The sequence below is a fragment of the Amorphus suaedae genome (assembly GCF_053629675.1).
In genome coordinates, this window is the sequence record NZ_JBRJIT010000001.1 from 2,809,769 (window position 1) to 2,829,716 (window position 19,948).

General features: G+C 68.6%; 17 protein-coding genes and 1 riboswitch. Of the genes, 8 read left to right on the plus strand and 9 right to left on the minus strand.

Annotation, left to right across the window (positions count from 1 at the left end):
- Positions 1 to 54 precede the first annotated feature (54 nt).
- The 4 genes from AB7M35_RS12525 to AB7M35_RS12540 all read right to left on the minus strand — a co-directional run bounded on the left by AB7M35_RS12525 (position 55) and on the right by AB7M35_RS12540 (position 5,528).
- On the minus strand, positions 55 to 996 hold the full coding sequence (locus tag AB7M35_RS12525; RefSeq protein ID WP_453960218.1) for an ABC transporter substrate-binding protein: 942 nt from the start codon (positions 994 to 996) through the stop codon (positions 55 to 57).
- A 51-nt stretch (positions 997 to 1,047) separates the two neighbouring features.
- Positions 1,048 to 1,791, minus strand: a complete 744-nt coding sequence (locus AB7M35_RS12530) for an ABC transporter permease (RefSeq protein WP_453960219.1) — start codon at positions 1,789 to 1,791, stop codon at positions 1,048 to 1,050.
- Positions 1,792 to 1,991: 200 nt separating this feature from the next.
- A riboswitch (TPP riboswitch) is annotated at positions 1,992 to 2,102 on the minus strand.
- A gap of 132 nt (positions 2,103 to 2,234) precedes the next feature.
- On the minus strand, positions 2,235 to 4,154 hold the full coding sequence (locus tag AB7M35_RS12535; RefSeq protein ID WP_453960220.1) for a hypothetical protein: 1,920 nt from the start codon (positions 4,152 to 4,154) through the stop codon (positions 2,235 to 2,237).
- An 81-nt stretch (positions 4,155 to 4,235) separates the two neighbouring features.
- Complete coding sequence (locus AB7M35_RS12540; protein WP_453960720.1) at positions 4,236 to 5,528, minus strand: adenylosuccinate synthase; 1,293 nt, start codon at positions 5,526 to 5,528, stop codon at positions 4,236 to 4,238.
- Between the two features lie 206 nt (positions 5,529 to 5,734).
- Here AB7M35_RS12540 and AB7M35_RS12545 point away from each other — a divergent pair, with 206 nt between their 5' ends.
- From AB7M35_RS12545 to AB7M35_RS12560, 4 genes are all read left to right on the plus strand, one after another.
- The gene (locus AB7M35_RS12545) at positions 5,735 to 6,655 is read left to right on the plus strand and encodes a DMT family transporter (protein WP_453960222.1); all 921 of its coding nucleotides are present in this window, start codon (positions 5,735 to 5,737) and stop codon (positions 6,653 to 6,655) included.
- Positions 6,656 to 6,821: 166 nt separating this feature from the next.
- Positions 6,822 to 7,775, plus strand: coding sequence for a DMT family transporter (locus AB7M35_RS12550; RefSeq protein ID WP_453960223.1), 954 nt, complete (start codon positions 6,822 to 6,824; stop codon positions 7,773 to 7,775).
- Positions 7,775 to 8,509 carry a 2OG-Fe(II) oxygenase gene (locus AB7M35_RS12555; RefSeq protein WP_453960225.1) on the plus strand — a complete coding sequence of 245 codons (735 nt, stop codon included), beginning with the start codon at positions 7,775 to 7,777 and terminating at the stop codon, positions 8,507 to 8,509. The genes AB7M35_RS12550 and AB7M35_RS12555 overlap by 1 nt, the downstream gene beginning before the upstream one ends.
- 161 nt (positions 8,510 to 8,670) lie before the next feature.
- Positions 8,671 to 10,011 carry a phophatidylserine decarboxylase associated domain-containing protein gene (locus AB7M35_RS12560; protein ID WP_453960226.1) on the plus strand — a complete coding sequence of 447 codons (1,341 nt, stop codon included), beginning with the start codon at positions 8,671 to 8,673 and terminating at the stop codon, positions 10,009 to 10,011.
- A 137-nt stretch (positions 10,012 to 10,148) separates the two neighbouring features.
- On the opposite strand, the gene serA is transcribed toward AB7M35_RS12560, so the two are convergent.
- From serA to AB7M35_RS12585, 5 genes are all read right to left on the minus strand, one after another.
- Positions 10,149 to 11,735 (minus strand): phosphoglycerate dehydrogenase, encoded by a 1,587-nt coding sequence (serA, locus tag AB7M35_RS12565; protein ID WP_453960228.1) that lies wholly within the window; start codon positions 11,733 to 11,735, stop codon positions 10,149 to 10,151.
- A gap of 107 nt (positions 11,736 to 11,842) precedes the next feature.
- Positions 11,843 to 12,295 (minus strand): L-alanine exporter AlaE, encoded by a 453-nt coding sequence (gene alaE, locus AB7M35_RS12570; RefSeq protein WP_453960230.1) that lies wholly within the window; start codon positions 12,293 to 12,295, stop codon positions 11,843 to 11,845.
- Between the two features lie 29 nt (positions 12,296 to 12,324).
- Complete coding sequence (locus tag AB7M35_RS12575; RefSeq protein WP_453960232.1) at positions 12,325 to 13,503, minus strand: phosphoserine transaminase; 1,179 nt, start codon at positions 13,501 to 13,503, stop codon at positions 12,325 to 12,327.
- A 256-nt stretch (positions 13,504 to 13,759) separates the two neighbouring features.
- On the minus strand, positions 13,760 to 15,343 hold the full coding sequence (locus AB7M35_RS12580) for an arylsulfatase (protein WP_453960234.1): 1,584 nt from the start codon (positions 15,341 to 15,343) through the stop codon (positions 13,760 to 13,762).
- Positions 15,344 to 15,488: 145 nt separating this feature from the next.
- A complete protein-coding gene (locus AB7M35_RS12585; RefSeq protein ID WP_453960235.1) occupies positions 15,489 to 16,916 on the minus strand; it encodes an alanine/glycine:cation symporter family protein in 1,428 nt (475 codons plus the stop codon).
- 346 nt (positions 16,917 to 17,262) lie between these two features.
- On the opposite strand from AB7M35_RS12585, the gene AB7M35_RS12590 reads away from it, so the two are divergent.
- The 4 genes from AB7M35_RS12590 (at position 17,263) to AB7M35_RS12605 (ending at position 19,906) form a co-directional block, all read left to right on the plus strand.
- The gene (locus AB7M35_RS12590) at positions 17,263 to 17,889 is read left to right on the plus strand and encodes an N-acetyltransferase family protein (protein ID WP_453960237.1); all 627 of its coding nucleotides are present in this window, start codon (positions 17,263 to 17,265) and stop codon (positions 17,887 to 17,889) included.
- Positions 17,890 to 18,107: 218 nt separating this feature from the next.
- Entirely contained in the window at positions 18,108 to 18,530 is a 423-nt protein-coding gene (locus AB7M35_RS12595) for a metallopeptidase family protein (protein WP_453960239.1), read from the plus strand.
- A 160-nt stretch (positions 18,531 to 18,690) separates the two neighbouring features.
- Entirely contained in the window at positions 18,691 to 19,335 is a 645-nt protein-coding gene (locus tag AB7M35_RS12600) for a cytochrome c oxidase assembly protein (RefSeq protein ID WP_453960240.1), read from the plus strand.
- Between the two features lie 82 nt (positions 19,336 to 19,417).
- Positions 19,418 to 19,906: a copper chaperone PCu(A)C gene (locus tag AB7M35_RS12605; protein ID WP_453960242.1), complete on the plus strand. Its 489-nt coding sequence runs from the start codon at positions 19,418 to 19,420 to the stop codon at positions 19,904 to 19,906.
- Positions 19,907 to 19,948: the final 42 nt, after the last annotated feature.

Genomic DNA, 19,948 nt, shown 5'->3' on the forward strand with positions numbered 1-19,948 from the left:
ACCGGGAGGCAGCGCCGGTCCGGCGATTCCGGACCGGCGCCGTCTCCCACAGCTCTACTGCAGCTCGACCGCGAAGCTCTCCACCGGCGGGGTGGTCTTCACCAGCCCCTGGGCCTTCATGAAGGCGCCGAAGCGCGCGTAGCGGCCGGTGTCCAGCGCCGAAGGCCGCAGCGCGAAGCGGCGCAGCGTCTCGACGAAGGCCTGCCGGTTCAACTCGTCGTCCAGGTCCGGCTCCGCCTTCAGAAACACGTCGAGCGCCTCTTCCGGGTGATTGGTCTGCCAGGTGACGGCCTTCTCGACCGCCCGCATGAACGCGACCAGCGCCGGGTCCGACAGGCGGTCGTTCTTGGTCACGAAGATCAGCTCGTCGTAGGCCGGCACGCCGTGCTCCTCGGGGAAGAAGGCGCGGCCGGCGGCCCCTTCCAGCCTGAGCTGGGTCAGCTCGAAGTTGCGGTAGGCGCCGATCACCGCGTCGACCTGCTTCGACAGCAGCGCCGGCGACAGCGAGAAGTTGACGTTGACCAGCGTCACGTCGTCGAGGCTCATGCCGACCGACGACAGCATCGCCGCCAGCAGCGCGTCCTCGAAGCCCGCCACCGAGAAGCCGACGGTCTTGCCCTTGAGGTCCTCCAGCGTCTTGATCGGCCCGTCCTCCAGAACCACCAGCGTGTTCAGCGGCGTCGCCACCAGCGTGCCGATGCGGGTGAGCGGCAGGCCTTCCTCGACCTGCTGGTAGAGGTTCGGCTGGTAGGTGACGGCGATATCGCCCTGCCCGGCCGCCACCAGACGCGGCGGCGCGCTCGGATCGGACGGCGCGATCAGCTCCACGTCCAGCCCCTCCTCGGCGAAGAAGCCCTTCTCGCCGGCGATCACCAGCGGCGCGTGGTCCGGGTTCATGTACCAGTCGAGCAGCACGGTGAGCTTCGTGGTGTCGGCCGCCGCCGGAGCGGCGAATGCGAGAGTGGCGGCAAGGCAGGCAATGGCAAGGCGCAGCATCAAGTGGTCTCCCTTCCAGGGCTTGGTGAACGGTCGAACGGGCTCGGGTCGTCAGAGATTCTCCGGCGCCCAGGGCGCGAGCCGGCGGGCCGCCGCGTCGACGCCGAGGCGCAGCGCGACAGCCATGGCGGCGAGGCAGAACAGGGCGGCGAACAGGACGTCGGACTGGAGGCGGGCGTTGGCCTGCAGCATCACGAAGCCGAGGCCGGCGGACGAGCCCACCCATTCGCCCACCACCGCCCCGATCGGCGCCACCGCGGCGGCCACCTTCAGGCCGGACAGCAGGCTCGGCAGCGCCGCCGGCATCCGGAAATGGACGAGCGTCTGCAGGCGTCCGGCCCGGTTGAGCAGGGCCAGCTCGACGAGGCCGGAGTCGGTCCGGCTGAGGCCGTCATAGTAGGCGGAGGCGACCGGGAAATAGATGATCAGCGTCGCCATCACGATCTTCGAGGCCATGCCGTAGCCGAACCACAGCACCAGCAGCGGCGCGATGGCGAACACCGGCAGCGCCTGGGTGACGATCACCACCGGCAGGATCAGCCGCCGCGCCACCGGCATCAGGCTCATCGACAGCGCCGTGGCGACGCCCGCGAGCGAGCCGATGACGAAGCCGAGCAGGATCTCGCTCAGCGTCACCAGGGTGTTGGTCAGGAGGTAGCGGCCGCGCTCCACGAACGCCTCCGCAACCGTCAGCGGCGGCGGCAGGATGAAGGGGGGCAGCGCGAAGACGCGCACCACCGCCTCCCAGATCAGGAGGAGGCCGACGGCCACCAGGACGGCACGGAGGACGGACATCGCCGGATCGCGAAACGCGCTGGGCCTAGATCACGTCTCGACCGCATCCGGCACGGCCGGACCCGGTGCGCATGCGCGCAGACATGCCGAAAGTCCCGAGCGGGACGCGCGGGTTTGGCGGTCGGCTGATGGTCTTTGAGGAGTGCAACATGGGATCTACCGTCCAAAAGAGTCGGAATCGGGAGATCCGGGGATGACGAGCGGTCGGTCGTGTCCGTCCCTTCGCCGGTATGACCCGGATCAGGTTCAAAGGGTTCGGCACACCTGTCGTGCCATCTCAGCTCGCCGTACGAGCTCCCCTCGGAACGCGGTCATTGTTGCCCCAAGCGGCGCGGCGGTGCAAGAGCCCGGCCCGCCGAGCGTTCCCCGCGCCACGAAAAGCCGGCCCCGCAGAACGGGACCGGCTCTGTCTCTCCAAGCCCATGCAGGCGGGCGTCACCCGATCAGCTGCCGCCCCAGGCGGCAAGCGCCTCGTCGATCGCCTTGGTGCCATCCGCTCCCTTGTTGAGGGTCAGGATGGCGCGACCGCCGCTGGTGTAGAGGAGCGGGATGTCGATCCAGCTGCGCGTCTTCAACAGCTCGAGGTTTTGCTTCTGGTCGGCCTCGGTGGCCGACAGCGCGATCCAGAACAGGTTGTCCGACACCTTCGCCGAAGCCCCGAGCAGCGCGTTGCCCTGGGCCGCCTCGGTCTGCTTCATGATCAGGCCCGGCACGTTGGCGATGCTGCCGCCCGGGAAGTCGGAGGGAAGCTCGAACTGAACCTCGATCAGGTGGCTCGCCGGCAGCGCCGAATCACCGTTCTTGCGGAACAGCAGCGTGACGGTCATGTCCCGCGCCGGGATCTCCAGCGTGGCCCGGACCACCGGCTCGGGCGGCTGACCGCCGATCGCTTCCTGCGCGAAGTTCCAGCTGATCGTGCCGCGCTGGGCGTTGCCGCCCTCGGCGGCGCTGGCGCCTTCCTCGTACAGCACCACGTCGAAGTCGCCGCTGGTCGCCGTCGACTGCTGCGGCTGGACCGCCGGAGCCGGAGCCTCCGCCTGGGCCGGCGTGGTCTCGGCCGGCGCCGCGGGCGTCGTGCCGGGCAGCGGCGCTTCCTGGGCGGCATCGCCGTTGCGGGGCGTCACCACGCGCGTGGTCTTCACCGTCCGGGCGTCCGGAGCCACGATCGGGGCGGCGGCCTCGTCGGTCGGGGAGCCGATCCGGTCGGAGATCTTGCTGGATTCCGAATCCGGCTGGGTGGTGTCCGGTGTGCTGGACGATGTCTGCGTCGTGTCGCCCGAGGGCGACATCATCGCCATGATCGCGTCGCGCTGGCTGTAGACCAGGTAGCCGCCCACGACGAGCACCAGCAGGATCACGAGGGGCGCGATCAGCCAGCGCATGCTGCGCCGGCGGCCCGCCTCCGCCGCGACCGGCGGATAGGTGCCGTCCTCGTAGGGCTCCTCGTCGTACTCGCCCTCGTAGCCGTCGTCTTCGTAGGGCTCGTCGTCGTAGCCGTCGTCGTCCACGGCATCCGCGGCGCGCGGCGCCTCATCAGCCTCGTCGACGGCCGGGTCCGGTGCGGCACCACCACGGCGGCGCAGCCAGCCACGCCGATCGGCGGTCGGCGCGATCGCCGGCGTTTCCGCCTCGGCGGCGGCGGCCTCGATCTCTTCCTCGCTCAGGTCGTCCTGCGGCCCGGCCTCGGGCGGCGCCACGGGCGCGCGAGCGGTCGCGTCGCCACGGCCGAAGGGGCGACGGAACGCGCCGCGTGCCGGGGTTGTCTCCGGCGGGGTCGTCTCGGCCGGCGCCGCGTCGATCTCGTCCACGTCGGCGACATCGGGAATCGGCGGGGCCGGACGTCCGAGGCTCGGCTCGCGCCGCCGCTGGGCGTCGGCAGCCTCGCCGCCTTCCGGCGGCGGAACGCGGGTCGCCGCGGACGCGCCAGGACGCGGCGGAACGTTGGTCGGCGCCCTAGGCGTCGCCACCGGACGCTGGGCCGGGCGCTCTTCGGCACCGGCGCGGGGCGCGGTCGGGAAATTGGGGCGCTGCGGCGTTGCGCGCGGGGCTTCCGGCCGCGCATCGGCGGCCTGGGGGGCCGGCGGCGCGGGAGGGGCCGGGGGGGTCGGCCGGGGCGGCGCCGCGGGTGCCGCGGTCCTGGCCGCGGCCGGCGTGTTCGACGAGATCGGCGCACCGGGCGTCTGCGTGCGACCGGCGCGGGCGATTTCCGCCTCGAGCTTGCGGATGGCGTCTTCGAGCGCCAGCCGCTGCTGGGTCACCTCTTGAGCCGGCAACGGCGGGTCGAGGCTCTGCAGCTGCTTGAGCAGCGCCTTGCGCGCCTTGTCGTAGACGGCCCGCCGGTTGGGGCCGCTCTTGTCCGGCAATGCCGAAACCGCTCGTTTCAGGACCGTGTGGAAATCCGCCATCGCGCGAGAAGGGCCCTATTGCTGTGAGTTTGCGGAGACTTAGCCCCGAAACGGGTCTTCCACAAGGATTGTGTCGTCCCGTTCAGGACTGGTCGACAAAAGTGCGATCGGTGCGCCCACCAGTTCTTCGACGTGGCGAACGTACTTGACCGCCTGTGCCGGAAGGTCGGCCCATTTCCGCGCACCCGCGGTGGTCGCCTTCCAGCCTTCTATTGTTTCATACACTGGTTCGACACGCGATTGCGCCGCCTGTGAGGCAGGAAGATGGTCGATTTCCTTGCCATCGAGGCGATAGCGGACACAAATCTTCAACTCGTCAAGGCCGTCGAGCACGTCGAGCTTGGTCAACGCGAGGCCGGTGATGCCGCCCGTGGCCACCGCCTGGCGCACCAGAACCGCGTCGAACCAGCCGCAGCGCCGCTTGCGCCCGGTCACCGTGCCGAACTCGTGGCCGCGCTCGCCGAGGAAGGCGCCGACGTCGTTGTCCTGCTCGGTCGGGAACGGACCGGAGCCGACGCGGGTGGTGTAGGCCTTGGTGATGCCGAGCACGTAGCCCAGGCTGGACGGGCCGATGCCCGCGCCCGCGGCCGCCTGGCCGGCGACCGTGTTGGACGACGTCACGAACGGATAGGTGCCGTGGTCGATGTCCAGCAGCGTGCCCTGCGCGCCCTCGAACAGCACCCGCTTGCCGTCCTTGCGCGCCTCGTCGAGGCAGCGCCAGGTGGCGTCCACGTACGGCAGGATCTTCGGCGCCACGGAGGTCAGCTCGTCCAGCAGCGTCTGCGGATCGATCTGCTCCACGCCCAGGCCGGCGCGCAACGCATTGTGATGGGTGAGCAGGCGGTCGATCTTGTCCGGCAGGGTGTCCGGCTCGGCGAGATCGAGCACCCGGATCGCCCGGCGGCCAACCTTGTCCTCGTAGGCCGGGCCGATGCCGCGCCCGGTGGTGCCGATCTTGCCGGCGCCGCTGGCTTCTTCCCGGTGCTTGTCCAGTTCGCGGTGCAGCGACAGGATCAGCGCGGCGTTCTCCGCGACCTTGAGGCTGTCGGGACCGATCTCGACGCCCTGTCCGCGCAGCCGGTCGATCTCCTCCATCAGCGCATGGGGATCGAGGACCACGCCGTTGCCGATGATGGAGAGCTTGCCCGAGCGCACGACGCCGGACGGCAGCAGGCTGAGCTTGTAGGTCTTCCCGTTGACCACCAGCGTATGCCCGGCATTGTGCCCGCCCTGGAATCGGACCACGATGTCGGCACGCTCCGAGAGCCAATCGACGATCTTGCCCTTGCCTTCGTCGCCCCACTGCGACCCGACCACGACGACATTGGCCATTGGCTGAAAAAATCCCTGGACGTTCGATGTTGCACAACAAGGCCGCCTGCCCGACCGGACGATGCCGAGCCGTGCATGCAGGCGAGCCGAATGATAGCCACGGCATTCATGGCTGGCGAAGCGGCCGGTTGCAAGGATGTCGACGGTGGAAAAGCGCACCATCGGCGCGGCGAAACCGCCGACCCTGGTCAGGAAGGCACTGAACCATGCGCGCGCTGGGCCGGATCATCTACGGGCAGCCCTATCTGCTCCTGACCGTCACCGCGATGCTGTGGGGAGGCAACATCGTCGTCGGCCGCTTCGCCGCGGGCAAGGTGCCGCCCATCGCGCTCGCGCAGTTTCGCTGGACGGGGGCGTTCCTGATCCTGCTGCCGTTCGCGCTGCATGCGATTCGCCAGGACTGGCCGCGGATCAAGCGCCACCTGCCGATCCTGATCCTGCTCTCGCTGACCGGCGTCACCATCTACAACGCCCTCATCTATTACGGGCTGAAGTGGACCGAGGCGCTCAACGGCGCGCTGCTGCAGTCGGCCCAGCCGCTGATCATCGCGCTGTTCGCGCTGATTCTGTATGGCGACCGGCTCAACCGCTTCCAGATCTCGGGCATCGCGGTCTCCTTCGTCGGCGTGATCCTCATCGTCTCGTCCGGCAACCCCGTCACGCTGCTGGAGCTGGAGATCAACCCCGGCGACGCGATCATCCTGGGGGCGGTGGTGATCTACGGCTTCTATTCGGCGTTCCTGAAGTCCAGGCCGGCGATGCACCCGATGTCGTTCCTGGCCGCCCTCTTCTTCCTCGGCTCGGTGATGCTGCTGCCCGCCTTCATCCTGGAGTGGGCCAGCGGCGCGCGGGCGGTGAACACGCCCGGCGCCTGGTTCGCCTGCCTCTACGTGGCGATCTTCCCCTCGCTGGTCGCCAACTTCTGCTTCAACCGCGGCGTCGAGCTTGTGGGCCCGAACCGGGCCGGGCCGTTCTTCCAGCTGATCCCGGTGTTCGGCTCGCTGGCGGCCATCCTGTTCCTGGGCGAACGCCCTGCGTGGTACCACGGCGTCGGATGGATCCTGATCGCCGGCGGCATCGTCGTCTCCCAGCGCACCCGCGGGTTCGGCCGCCCGCCGGCCGGCTGACACTCCGCCGCCGGAAGGCCGCCCGGCCGGGGCACGCTCGCGCCGCGCCATCGGGACCGTCCCACCGCGTCCCGGCCGTTCGGCGCTGGGGCGACCTGACGACTTGCCTGAGGTTCACGTTCGAAATCGGGTGGCCGCACGAACCGGCCCCAGACATGGTCCGCGCATGACGCCATCCGTTACCCCCGGCCCGCGCCCCCTCGTGCTGACGCCCCGCGACTGGGCGATGCTCGTCCTGCTCTCGGTGCTGTGGGGCGGCTCGTTCTTCTTCGCCAAGATCGCGGTCGCCGAGATCCCGCCGCTGACCCTCGTCGCCGCGCGCGTTGCGATCGCGGCCGTGGCGCTGCACGTCTTCCTGTTTGCGACGGGGCGCCCCTCGCCGCTCGTCGATGCCCGCTTCCCGGCCTTCGTCGTGCTCGGCATCTTCAACAACGTGATCCCGTTCTCACTGCTGTTCTGGGCACAGTTGACGATCCCGTCGGGGCTCGCGGCGATTCTCAACGCGACCACGCCGATCTTCACCATGGTGCTGGCGACGATGCTGACGGCCGACGACCGGGCGACACCGCTGAAGATCGGCGGCATCGCGCTCGGCTTCATCGGCGTCGTGGTGATGCTGGGAACCGCGCCGTCCGGCGACAGCGGCAGCCTGCTGGCGGAGCTCGCGTGCCTCGGGGCGGCGCTCTCCTACGGGATCTCAGGGATGTTGGCCCGGCGCCTCACCGCCGCTCCGCCGGTCCTGCTGGCGACCGGGCAGCTCACCGGCAGCACCCTGATCATGATCCCGCTCGCGCTGGTGACCGAGGCGCCCTGGACCATGGCGATGCCCAGCGCCGCCGCCATCGGCGCGGTCGCCGCGATCGCGCTGGCGTCCACCGCCTTCGGCTACCTGCTCTATTTCGCGGTGCTGCGCTCGGCCGGCGCCACCAACACCTCGCTCGTCACCTATCTGGTGCCGATGACCGCCATCCTCCTCGGCACCCTGTTCCTGGGCGAGCGGCTCGGCCTCGCCGACTACGCCGGAATGGTGCTGATCATCGGCGGGATCGCGCTCGCCCAGGGCAGGCTGAAGAAGCCCGCCCGCGCGCCGGTCCGCCCCGACGGGAAAGGCACGCCGTGATGCCCGATACGACCTCCACGCCGCGCGGCCCGATCGCCGACCGTATCGCCGCCGTCGACTGGGACGAGGTACGCGCCACCCTCGATGCGGTCGGCGCCGCCTCGATCGGAACGCTGCTGTCGCCGGATGACTGCTCCGCCATCGCCGCGCTCTACGACGACGCCCACCGCTTCCGCTCGAAGGTGGTGATGCGGCGCCACGGCTTCGGCGAGGGCGAGTACCAGTATTTCGCCCGGCCGCTGCCGGAGCCCGTCGAGGCGCTGCGCACCGCCGTCTATCCGCATCTGGTGCCGACCGCCGACGCCTGGGCCGAGGCGCTCGGCCGCGGCGATCGCTATCCCGACAGGCACGGCGACTTCCTCAAGACGTGCCACGCGGCCGGTCAGGAGCGGCCGACCCCGCTGCTGCTGAAATACGGGGCCGGCGACTACAACCGCCTGCACCAGGACCTCTACGGCGCCGTCCATTTCCCGCTGCAGATGGTGGTGCTGCTCAGCCGGCCCGGGATCGATTTCGATGGCGGGACGCTGGTGCTCACCGAACAGAAGCCGCGCCACCAGTCGCGGGCCGAGGCGATCGCACTCGGCCAGGGCGAGGCGGTCGTCTTCGCCGTCAACGACCGGCCGGGCTTCGGCGCCCGCGGGGCGCACCGGCTGGTCATGCGGCACGGCGTCAGCCGCATCACCCGCGGCGACCGCATGACGCTGGGCGTCATCTTCCACGACGCGGCCTGAGCGCCGGCGCCGAAACCGTCGGGCCGCGTGGCTTTGTGGTCATCCGCAGGCACGCGGCGTAGGATGAAGGAAAGAGAAGGCTCCGGGCCGGACGCCCGGGCAGGTCCCTTCGGGTCAGCTCGCTTCGATCCGCCGGGACCCGTCGAGGACAGGGGGGATTCATGTCGCGACCCAACAGAAATCGGCCGGGCGACTGGCTGACCGCCGACGCGGAGTCCCTCCGAAAATGGGTCCTCGGCCTCAAGGCCCGCGCGGCCGGGACCGGGCCGGACGACTATGTCGTCCCGATCCGCGAGCTGCAGACGCTGGTCGAGGAGAACCCGATCCTCAGGGCCGCCACCGAGGCGATGTTCGTCGAGGCGATCGCGTACGCGAAGGATCAACCCACCGGCGCGCCCGCCGTCACCGGCTGGCACGAGTTCCTGCAGCTCCTCAACGCCATCATGACCGTCGCGCCGGAGTTCATCGTGGACAAGGGCAGCGACGAGGCGCAGGGGCTGGTCGGCTTCCCGATCAACGCGATCCTCGACTGGCCGATGGGAACGGCCTCCGGCATCACCGTCTTCCAGGACAAAAGTTTCAACGCCGGCATGAAGGCGGTGCTGACCTACTGGTCGCAGTTCCTGACGAGCGAGCCGTCACGCTACGTGCTCGCCGAAAACGATCCCACCAGCGACCCGGCGATCATCGCCTGGCTGAGCGCCCCGGCGCGCGCGCAGATGGTGGCGGTCGCCCAGCAGCCCTTCCCGAACCCGCCGAAGGGCCAGACGCTCGAGGACATCTTCGCGGTGCCCGATCCGTCAGACCCGAAATATCTCGGCTACACCTCCTGGGACGACTTCTTCACCCGGGTGTTCAAGGAGGGCCAGCGCCCGGTCGGCGACACGGTGCTCGTCAATGCCTGCGAATCCGCCCCGCTCCAGGTGCAGACCGGCGTGGAGCTGGAAGACAACATCTGGGCCAAGGGCCAGCCCTATTCGCTGAACGATATGCTGAACGGCGACCCGCGGGCGTCGGAGTTCGCCGGCGGCACGGTCTACCAGGCGTTCCTGAGTGCGCTCAGCTACCACCGCTGGCACAGCCCGGTGGACGGGACGATCGAGGCCGTCTCGAACGTCGACGGCACCTACTATCTGGAAAGCCCGTGGGAGGGCATCTACTCCGACGAGCCCGACCCGTCGGCGCCCAACGCCTCGCAACCCTTCATCACCTCGGTCGCCGCCCGCGCCGTCATCTTCATCCGCGCCGACGACCCGGCCATCGGCCTGATGGCGATGGTGCCGGTCGGCATGGCCGAGGTGTCGAGCTGCGAGGTCACGGTGAAGGCCGGCGACCGCGTGAAGCGCGGCGACCAGGTCGGCATGTTCCACTTCGGCGGCTCCACCCACTGCCTGGTGTTCCGCAAGGGCGTCGCGCTCGACTTCCACGTGCCGGTCACCGACAAGCCCAATCTCGACGCCACCAACGTCGCGGTCCGGTCCAACCTCGCCAGCCTTAAGTAAAGGCGCACCGTCCGCTCGCGGCGCGCGGCGGAAGCCGCGCCTCCCCCCGATCGCCCCCGTCTCCGCGACAAAAAAAGGCGGGCCCATGCGGGCCCGCCGTGCAGTCGGCCTTCGCAGGCCTTGGGAGAGACGGATAATCAGAAGGCGAGCTGCTTCACCTGGGTCACCATCGGCAGCGCGTTGACCGCCTTGAGCACCTCGGCGGTCACCGGCTCGTCGATCTCCACCAGGCAGATCGCCTCGCCGCCGCGCGAGTCGCGGCCGAGGTTGAAGGTGGCGATGTTCACGCCCGCATCGCCCAGCGTCGACCCGAGGCGGCCGATGAAGCCCGGCTTGTCCTCGTTGGTGACGTAGAGCATGTGGCTGCCGAGCTCGGCTTCCATGTTGATGCCCTTCACCTGGATGACGCGCGGCTTGCCGTCGGTGAAGACGGTGCCGGCCACCGAGCGCTCCTGCCGTTCGGTCACCACCGTCAGGCGGATGTAGTTCTCGTAGGCGCCCCGCTGCTCGCGGCGGACTTCCTCGACGTTGATGCCGCGATCGCGCGCGATCGCCGGCGCCGACACCGCGTTGACGTCCTGCAGCAGCGGCCGCATCAGCCCGGTGAGCGCGGCCGAGGTCAGCGCGCGGGTGTTCATCTCCGCCACGTCGCCCTCGTACTCGATGCGGATACCGCGCAGGCCGCTCTCGGTGAGCTGGCCGGCGAACGAGCCCAGCTGCTCGGCGAGCTTGGCGAACGGGATCAGCCGCGGCGCCTCTTCCGCCGAGATCGACGGCATGTTGAGGGCGTTGGTGACGGCGCCGGTGAGCAGGTAGTCGGCCATCTGTTCGGCGACCTGCAGCGCGACGTTCTCCTGCGCCTCGGTGGTGGCGGCGCCCAGATGCGGCGTGCAGACCAGGTTCGGCGCGCCGAACAGCACGTTCTCCTTGGCCGGTTCCTCGGAGAACACGTCAACGCCGGCCGCCGCGACCTTGCCCGAGTCGAGCCCGGCGCGCAGGTCCGCCTCGACGATGAGACCGCCGCGGGCGCAGTTGATGATGATCACCCCGTCCTTCATCGTCGCGATCGCCGCGGCATCGATGATGTTGCGGGTCTTGTCGGTGAGCGGCGTGTGCAGGGTGATGACGTCGGCGCGCTTGAAGAGGTCCTCGAGCTCGACCTTCTCGACGCCCAGTTCCAGCGCCCGGTCGACCGACAGGAACGGGTCGAACGCGATGACGCGCATGGACAGGCCGATGCCGCGCGACGCCACGATCGAGCCGATGTTGCCGCAGCCGATCACGCCCAGCGTCTTGCCGGTGATCTCGGTGCCCATGAACTTGTTCTTCTCCCACTTGCCGGCCTGGGTGGAGGCGTCGGCGGCGGGGATCTGGCGGGCGGCCGCGAACATCATCGCGATGGCGTGTTCGGCGGTGGTGATCGAGTTGCCGAACGGCGTGTTCATGACGATCACGCCCTTCTTGGTGGCGGTCGGCACGTCGACGTTGTCGACGCCGATGCCGGCGCGGCCGATCACCTTCAGGTTGGTGGCGTTCTCCAGCAGCTTCTCGGTGACCTTAGTCGCCGAGCGGATGGCGAGGCCGTCGAACTGGCCGATCATCTCGGCGAGCTTTTCCTTGTCCTTGCCGAGGTCCGGCTCGTAGGTCACCTCGATGCCGCGGTTGCGGAAGATGTCGACGGCGGTCGGCGAAAGCTGGTCGGAAATCAGAACCTTGGGTGCCATTTCGGCCTCCTTGTGAGACGGAGCGCGATCGGTGGACCGCTGCTTCAACTTCGGGATGGAATGATCCGGGCCCCTGAGCCGGGTCCGGTTCGGAAAATCGGGTTGGGTCAGCCCCCGAGGGACATCGGCTTCTGGCCGGGTCCGTGGAGACCGAAGCGGCGGCGGACGAATTCCAGGAACGCGCCGTAGGGGCGGCCGAGAAGGAACATCAGCAGCGCAAATCCGAGGGCACCGCGGAGGATGGCGTCGCCCTCGGCACCGCCGGCGATGATGATGGCGACGTAGATCGGGACCTGGAACACGAGCAGCGCGACGCTGTCCGTCAGAAGCTCGCTCCAGCGCCGGCGGGGGTGAACCCTCGCCAGAACCCAGTCACGCCACAGCCCGTAGGGCCGGGCCGTCAGCACCATCAGCGGTGCTCCGATCAGTCGGGAGGTGGCGACCTCGTGCCAGTTCAGCCCCGCGACGAAGCGCTCGTTGGCGCCGCTCGCGATGGTGAAGAAGACGACGAGGGCCAGCGTGTCGGCGATGAAGCTGCGGGTGGTGAGAGACAGCTTCATCGTCGGACCTCCCGGGCCTTGACCGGAGGTTACGCCGCCTTGGAGAGCTCCGCCTTCTCGACCTCGAACGCCCAGTCGAGCCAGGTCGTCAGCGCCTCGAGATCGGAGGCCTCGACGGTGGCACCGGCCCAGATCCGCAGACCCGCGGGCGCGTCACGGTAGGCGCCGATGTCGTATGCGACGCCTTCCTTGTCGAGCCGGGAGACCAGCGCCTTGGCGAAGGCCGCCTGGGCGTCCGCCGGAAGGTTGGCGACGGTCGGGTCGACGATGATCAGGCAGACGCTGGTGTTGGAGCGCGTCTTCGGGTCAACCGCGAGGTTCGCGACCCACGGGGTCCGCTCGACCCAGGCGTCCAGAACCGCGAAGTTCTTGTCGGCGCGGGCGAACAGGCCCGTCTTGCCGCCGAGCGACTTCGACCAGGCGAGCGCATCGAGATAGTCCTCGACGCACAGCATCGAGGGCGTGTTGATGGTCTCGCCCTTGAAGATGCCCTCGTTGAGCTTGCCGCCCTTGGTCATGCGGAAGATCTTCGGCAGCGGCCGGTCGGGGGAGAAGCTCTCCAGCCGCTCAACCGCGCGCGGCGACAGGATCAGCATGCCGTGCGCGGCCTCGCCGCCGAGCACCTTCTGCCAGGAGAAGGTCACCACATCGAGCTTGTCGAAGGGCAGGTCCTGGGCGAACGCCGCCGAGGTCGCGTCGCAGATGGTGAGACCTGCGCGGTCGGCCGGGATCGCGTCGCCGTTCGGCACGCGCACGCCGGAGGTGGTGCCGTTCCAGGTGAACACCACGTCGCGGTCGAAATCGATCTCGGAGAAGTCGACGATCTCGCCGTAGCCGGCCTTGAGGATGCGGCAGTCGGCGAGCTTCAGCTGCTTCTGGACGTCGGTGACCCAGCCTTCGCCGAAGGATTCCCAGGCGACCATGTCGACGCCGCGGGCGCCCAGCATCGACCACATGGCCATCTCGACGGCGCCGGTGTCGGACGCTGGCACGATGCCGATCTTGTAGTCAGCCGGCACGCCGAGAACGTCGCGCGTGTCTTCGATGGCCTGCAGGAGCTTGGATTTTCCGATCTTGGCGCGATGCGAGCGGCCGAGGGCTGCATCTGCAAGCGCTTCGAGCGACCAGCCTGGTCGCTTGGCGCAGGGACCGGACGAGAAATTGGGATTGGCCGGACGCACGTCCGGCTTCGTGGCAGTCGTGCTCATGGAGCTATCCTCTCAGATAGTCTGCCCTTCGTTGGGGAAGGGTGTCCCGCCGATGGGGATAGTCCTGAGCCGGTTCGTAATCAAGCGGATCTCGCGGTGAGTCCGCTCACATCGCCGCGACGGGGGCCGTCCCGCGCGGGCCTTGCCGGGGCCGGGAAGCCGTTGCGGGCCGGGGTCTTGGGCGGAAGCCTACCGAGGCGCGCGAGCCTGCGGCGTTCTGCCGCATCCGGGTGCCCGCCGGAAACCCGTCCTTCGCCTACTGCAGTCCCTTCTGCAGGAACTCCTCGACCACGTTCGACATGTTGAACGACGTCCCGCCCTGGACCGGCGGGTACTCCGCCAGGGTCTGGAGGTGCTCCTGCATCAGCACGCTCATTGGCTGGATGAGCCACGAGACCTTCTGCATCAGGTGCCCGTAGCTGTCGGAGGTGTAGTAGCTCTCGAACGGATCCATCCGGATATTGAAGACCAGCGGAACCGTCCTCGCGACCACGTTGGCATAATAGTCTTCCTTGGTGGAGAAGTGGAACTTCCAGGGGCCCATCCGGACCGCCATCAGGATGCTTTCGTAATAGTAGAATATCGACGTCCGGGCGGAATCCCGGGCCTCGCCCTGCCAGTACGGCAGGTTGTTGAGGCCGTCGATATATTGCTGCTTGCGCCCCATCACCTCCGCAGCGACGTCGCCGATGCCGGCAGCCGCGGCGAGACTGGTGAACATGTCCTGGTGCGCCTGGATCCCGTTGAGGATCCGCCCTCCCGGGAGGGCACCCGGCCAGCGGATCATCGAGACGACCCGGACCCCGCCCTCGTAGGTGGTCATCTTCTCGCCGCGGAAGGGGGTGGTGGCGCCATGCGGCCATGAGGAGTGTTCCGGGCCGTTGTCGGTCGAGTACCAGACGATGGTGTTTTCGGCGAGGCCCTGCCGATCGAGCCAGTCGAGCACCGCGCCGATGTCGTGGTCATGCTGCAGCATTCCGGACCCATGGAGATCGGCCTCGGATGTATAGGTCTCCGCGGCATAGCGCCATTCGTCGTTCAGGCGCGTGTAGAGGTGCATCCGGCTGGTGTTGAGCCACACGAAGAACGGCTCGCCCGCCTCCTTCGCGGCGGCCATGAAGTCCTCCGCCTTCGGAATGACCTCCTCCGCGTCGAACTCCTTCATCCGCTCCTGCGTGAGGGGGCCGGTGTCCTCGATCGTCTGCTTGCCGACGCGGCCGAACCGTTCGTCGACCGTGGGATCGTCGATGTCGGTGGCATAGGTGTGCAGCACTCCCCGCGTGCCGAAGCGGGCCTCGTAGTCCTCCAGGCTGCCTGAGAAGGCCTCGCCGAAGCGCTGGTAGTCGCGCTGCTCGGCCTCTTCCTGCGTGTTCAGGTGATAGAGGTTGCCGAAGAACTCGTCGAAGCCGTGCACCGTCGGCAGATGCTCGTTGCGGTCGCCGAGATGGTTCTTGCCGAACTGGCCGGTGCGGTAGCCGACCCGCTTGAGCTCCTCCGCGAGGCTCGGAGAGGCCGCCCGGAGGCCGAGCGCGGATCCCGGCTGGCCGACCGTCGTCATGCCGGAGCGGATCGGATACTGGCCCGTGATGAAGGCTGCGCGCCCGGCGGTACAGCTCGGCTGGGCGTAGTGATCGGTGAACCGGATGCCCTCGAGACCGATCCGGTCGATGTTGGGCGTGGTGTAGCCCATCGTCCCCATGCCGTAGGCCGAGACGTTCTGCCAGCCGATATCGTCGCCCCAGATGACCAGGATGTTGGGCCGATCGGCCTCCTGCGCGGCAGCGGGATGGGACAGCGCCAACGCCAGAGCGGCCCCCGCCAGAACAAGGACGCGAACCATTGTCACCCTCCCGGTCTTGTTGTCTTGGCCTCCATCCTACCGCAGGGCTGCGACCCCCACCGCACAATTCTAGGTTACATCATCTCTGCCGCCCCGGAACCCGACCGTCCGACCCGGCGCCCGCGAGAGCGCCGGGTCGTCTCGATCAACCGGGATCGGTTTCCGACCAGATGTTCTCGTCGATCTGACCGGCCAGCTCGGGATAGTTCGCCGCATGGAAGCGGGGCACCTTGCCCTCCTTTTTCTGGGCGAAGTAGTCGCGCGTCAGCTTCGCGACGGTGCCCGACAGCAGCACGATGGCGATCAGGTTGATGGTCGCCATCAGGCCCATGGAGGCGTCGGCCGCGTTGAACACGGTGGCCACCGTCTGGATCGCGCCCCAGACGACCATCGCCAGCACCGCCAGGCGGAGAATGCTGAGCGGCACCTTTCCGCCGAAGCCCAGGAAGGTCATGGCGTTCTCCGCGTAGGAGTAGTTGCCGATGATCGAGGTGAAGGCGAAGAAGAAGATCGCGATGGCGATGAAGTCGTCGCCGAAGCCGCCGATCTGCGCCGACAGCGCGTCCTGGGTGAGCTGGGTGCCGGTGACGCCGTTGCCGGGATCGAGCACGCCGGACAGCAGGATCATGATGGCCGTCGCGGTGCAGATCAGGATCGTGTCGATGAACACGCCGAGCGCCTGCACCAGCCCCTGGGACGACGGGTGGTGCGGATCGGGGGTGGCGACCGCGGCGATGTTCGGCGCCGAGCCCATGCCCGCCTCGTTGGAGAACAGGCCGCGCTTCACGCCGTTCATCATCGCCGCCATCACGCCGCCGGTGACGCCGCCGGCGGCCTCCTGCAAGCCGAACGCGCTGCCGACGATGGTGCCGAGGACGGCCGGAACCTCGGCGATGTTGATGATGAGGATGATGATCGCCAGCAACAGGTAGGCGCCGGCCATGAACGGCACGATGATCTCGGCCACCCGGGCGATCTGCCGGATGCCGCCGAAGATCACCACGCCGGAGATGGCCGCAACGGCCAGACCGACCGCCACCTTCGGAATGCCGTAGGCGCCCTGCATGGCGTCGGCGATGGAGTTGGCCTGGACGGCGTTGAAGATGAGCCCGAACGACAGGATCAGGCAGACCGAGAAGATGGCGCCGGCCCACGGCACCCCGAGCCCGCGCGCCAGGTAGAAGGCCGGGCCGCCGCGATACTGGCCCTCCGCGTTCTTCACCTTGTAGAGCTGGGCCAGCGTCGATTCCGAGTAGGCGGTCGCCATGCCGACGAGGGCGACCATCCACATCCAGAAGATCGCGCCGGGACCGCCGAGATAGAGCGCGACCGCGACGCCGGCGAGATTGCCGGTGCCCACGCGCGAGGCGAGGCTGGTGCACAGCGCCTGGAACGGCGTGATGCCCGACTTGTCGCTTTCGCCGGTGCCCAGCACCGCCCGGAACATCTCGGGGAAGTGCGCGAACTGCAGGAAGCCGAGGCGCAGCGTGAAGTACGCGCCGACCGCCAGCAGGCCGTAGATCAGGACATAGCCCCAGAAGATCGTGTTGAGGAAATCGATGATCGCGGACACGGGGCGCCTCCTATTGCGCGGAACGTCGACAAGGCGCGGAGGAGGCGCGATGCCGGAGCGACTTCCGTTCGGTGGCCGAGGCCCGATCCTTCGGAAGTCCGTCCAGCCTCGCCCGTCCTCCCGACAAAGTTTCGCCGCAATCATAGCCCGGTCGCGCGACCGCTTCCAAGTCCTTTGCGCGACATGGAAAACGCCGGACACGACATCCCGGGGGGTGCTCAGCGGGGACCGGGAATGCACGCCTGTGCAGAACACTTTCGGTCTTCACCGTGTCGGTGAATTCCTGTCGACGCGGCGCTCGCCGCGCTGCACACTTGCTCATTGGGTTTTCCGGGGGGGAAGGCACATGGGATCCTCGCGCGCCGTCACGATACGGGCTGCGACCGTCACGGACGCCGCCGAGATCGGGCGGATCCACGCTGCCGCCTGGCGCGAGACCTATGACGGCCTGCTGCCGCCCTCCGTGATCGAGGGCCAGTCGGAGGAGCGCCGCGGCCAGCTCTGGGAAAAGGTCATGCGCGCGCCCAATCGGCACGGCACCATCGGCGTGTTCGTGGCAGAAACCGGACAGGGCATCGCCGGCTTCGGATCATGCGGCCAGCAGCGCTCGGCTGCGCTGAAGTCCAAGGGCCACGCCGGCGAAGTCTCCACACTGTACGTCCTGCGCGCCTTTCAGCGCCGCCACATCGGCTCGGACCTGATGCGCGCCATGGCCGGCGCCCTCCTCGACGACGGCATCCGCGCCATGAGCCTGTGGGTGCTGCGCGAGAACGACGGCGCACGGCGCTTCTACAAGCGCCTTGGCGGGACGCTGGCGGGGGTGCGCGAAGAGACGCTGGGACTGACGGTTCTCTCGGAAGTGGCCTACCACTGGAACGCCCTCGACCGCCTGGCCGACGGACATGCCCTCACCGACGGGGACAGCAGCCCGACCACGCCGCAAGCTACAGGGTCTGGCCATGTCATATGCTAATGCGCGCTCCGCGCCATACCGATAGGCACGATATGTATGTGGGCAAGGTCCGTGCCGAACGCGCCCACTGGACGGGAACGACGCACCCCGGGGTGCGACATGGACTTCGAAACGGAAAGTGATTGGGTGGGGGACTGGTGCTGCCCGTCCGATTGCCCTACGCAGATTTCGATTAACCTACTGAGAATCAACGACGGTTCTCCCATCTTAGAGACGAAATGAGAACGACGCACCCTGACCGCTGGCCCGCCCTGACCGCCCCCGACCTCGATGCGTTCGAGATCCTGGGCCGCACTGCATTCGAGCGCCTGCCCGAATCGTTCCGGGCGCTGACCGGCGATCTGGTCATTCGCGTCGCCGATTTCGCCGAAAAGGCCGCGCTCGACGATCTCGGCCTGGAGTCGCCGTTCGAGCTGCTCGGCCTGTTCGAAGGCGTCGGCATGACGCTGTCGGGCGGCCTCGCCCAGACCGGCCAGATGCCCAACCAGATCTGGCTCTACCGCCGCCCGATTCTCGATTTCTGGGCCGACACCGGCAACACCCTGGGCGACATCGTCACCCATGTGCTGATCCACGAGATCGGCCACCATTTCGGCCTCTCCGACGCCGACATGGAAGCCATCGAGGCCGCCTCCGACTGAGCGGCCCCGCCCGCGACCGCGCGGCGCCCGGCCGGTATCGGCGCTTTCCCTGCAGGTGCGTCGTTCTGTCTGACGGGCGCGACCGTGCCACAGTTGCTAGATATGGAGGCAACCGGCGGCCGACCGCGACCACCATGGACCATCAGGGAAGACGCTCGTCATGCGCACCGGCAGGAACCTGCCTCTGCTCGCCGTGCAGATCACCGTTCTCGCGGTGATGGTCGGCCTCGTCTCCTATTCGCCAACGCTCTACCGGATGTTCTGCGCCGCCACCGGCTACGGGGGAACCGTCAACCGGGCCGAGGCCGCGATCGCTCCGACCACGTCGGGCCGGACGGTGACCGTGCGCTTCGATGCCAACGTGGCGCCCGGGCTCGAGTGGGAGTTCGCGCCGGGCCAGCGCTCGGTGGAGGCCCGCATCGGCGAGCCGACGAAGGCCTATTACACCGCCCGCAACGTCTCCGACGAGACCATCGTCGCGCACGCCAGCTTCAACGTGACGCCCTACCAGCTGGCGCCGTATTTCTTCAAGATCGAGTGCTTCTGCTTCACCGAGGAGCGCCTCGCCCCCGGCGAGAGCGCCAAGATGCCGCTGGTCTTCTATCTCGACGAGGAAATGCTGAACGACAAGGACGCGAAGGACCTCACGTCGGTCACGCTGTCCTACACCTTCTTCAAGCAGGACGGACTGACGCCCGAGCAGATCGCCGCCGCCCGCGATCTTGCCGGCGAATCCAAGACGCTGGACGCCAATCTCGACATCGAGGGCAAGGCGTCGTTCGCCAACGACGCGCCGCGACAGTAGCGAGACCGATGGCGGACCCGTTCCGCCGCCCCATCCCGTGCTGCCGCATGTCCCGTTCCCGTGACCGACCACCGGAGGCCCGATGACGGTGCCCGCTGACTGCCCCGCCCCAATCGCCCGCCGACGCCGCGCGCCGCTCGGCCTGGCCGCCGCCGCCGTGGCGCTCGTCGTCTGCGCCGGTGCCGCCATGGCGCACAGCTACAAGCTCGGCGACATCGCCGTCGGACACATCTGGGCGAGCCCGCCGGCCGACGGCGCGGACGGAATGGCGGTCTACGTGCCCATCCTCAACCGCGGCGAGGAGGCCGTCACGCTGGTGGGCGTGCGCTCGCCGATCGCCGCCGCGGCCGGATTCCGGCGCGACAAGGACGGCACCGTCACCACCGTCGACAGCATTCCCATTCCGTCGATGAAACCGGTGTCGCTGGCCGCCTGGCGCGAGCACATCTGGCTGTCGGAGCTCACCCGCGAGGTGAAGGTCGGCGACGCCTTCCCGCTCACCCTGGATTTCGGCCCGTCCGGAACGGTCGAGGTGGAAGTCGAGGTCGAGGCCCCCGGCCAGCAGCACTGACGCGCGTCGGCACGTCGACGACCCCGGACCTCATCGGAAATC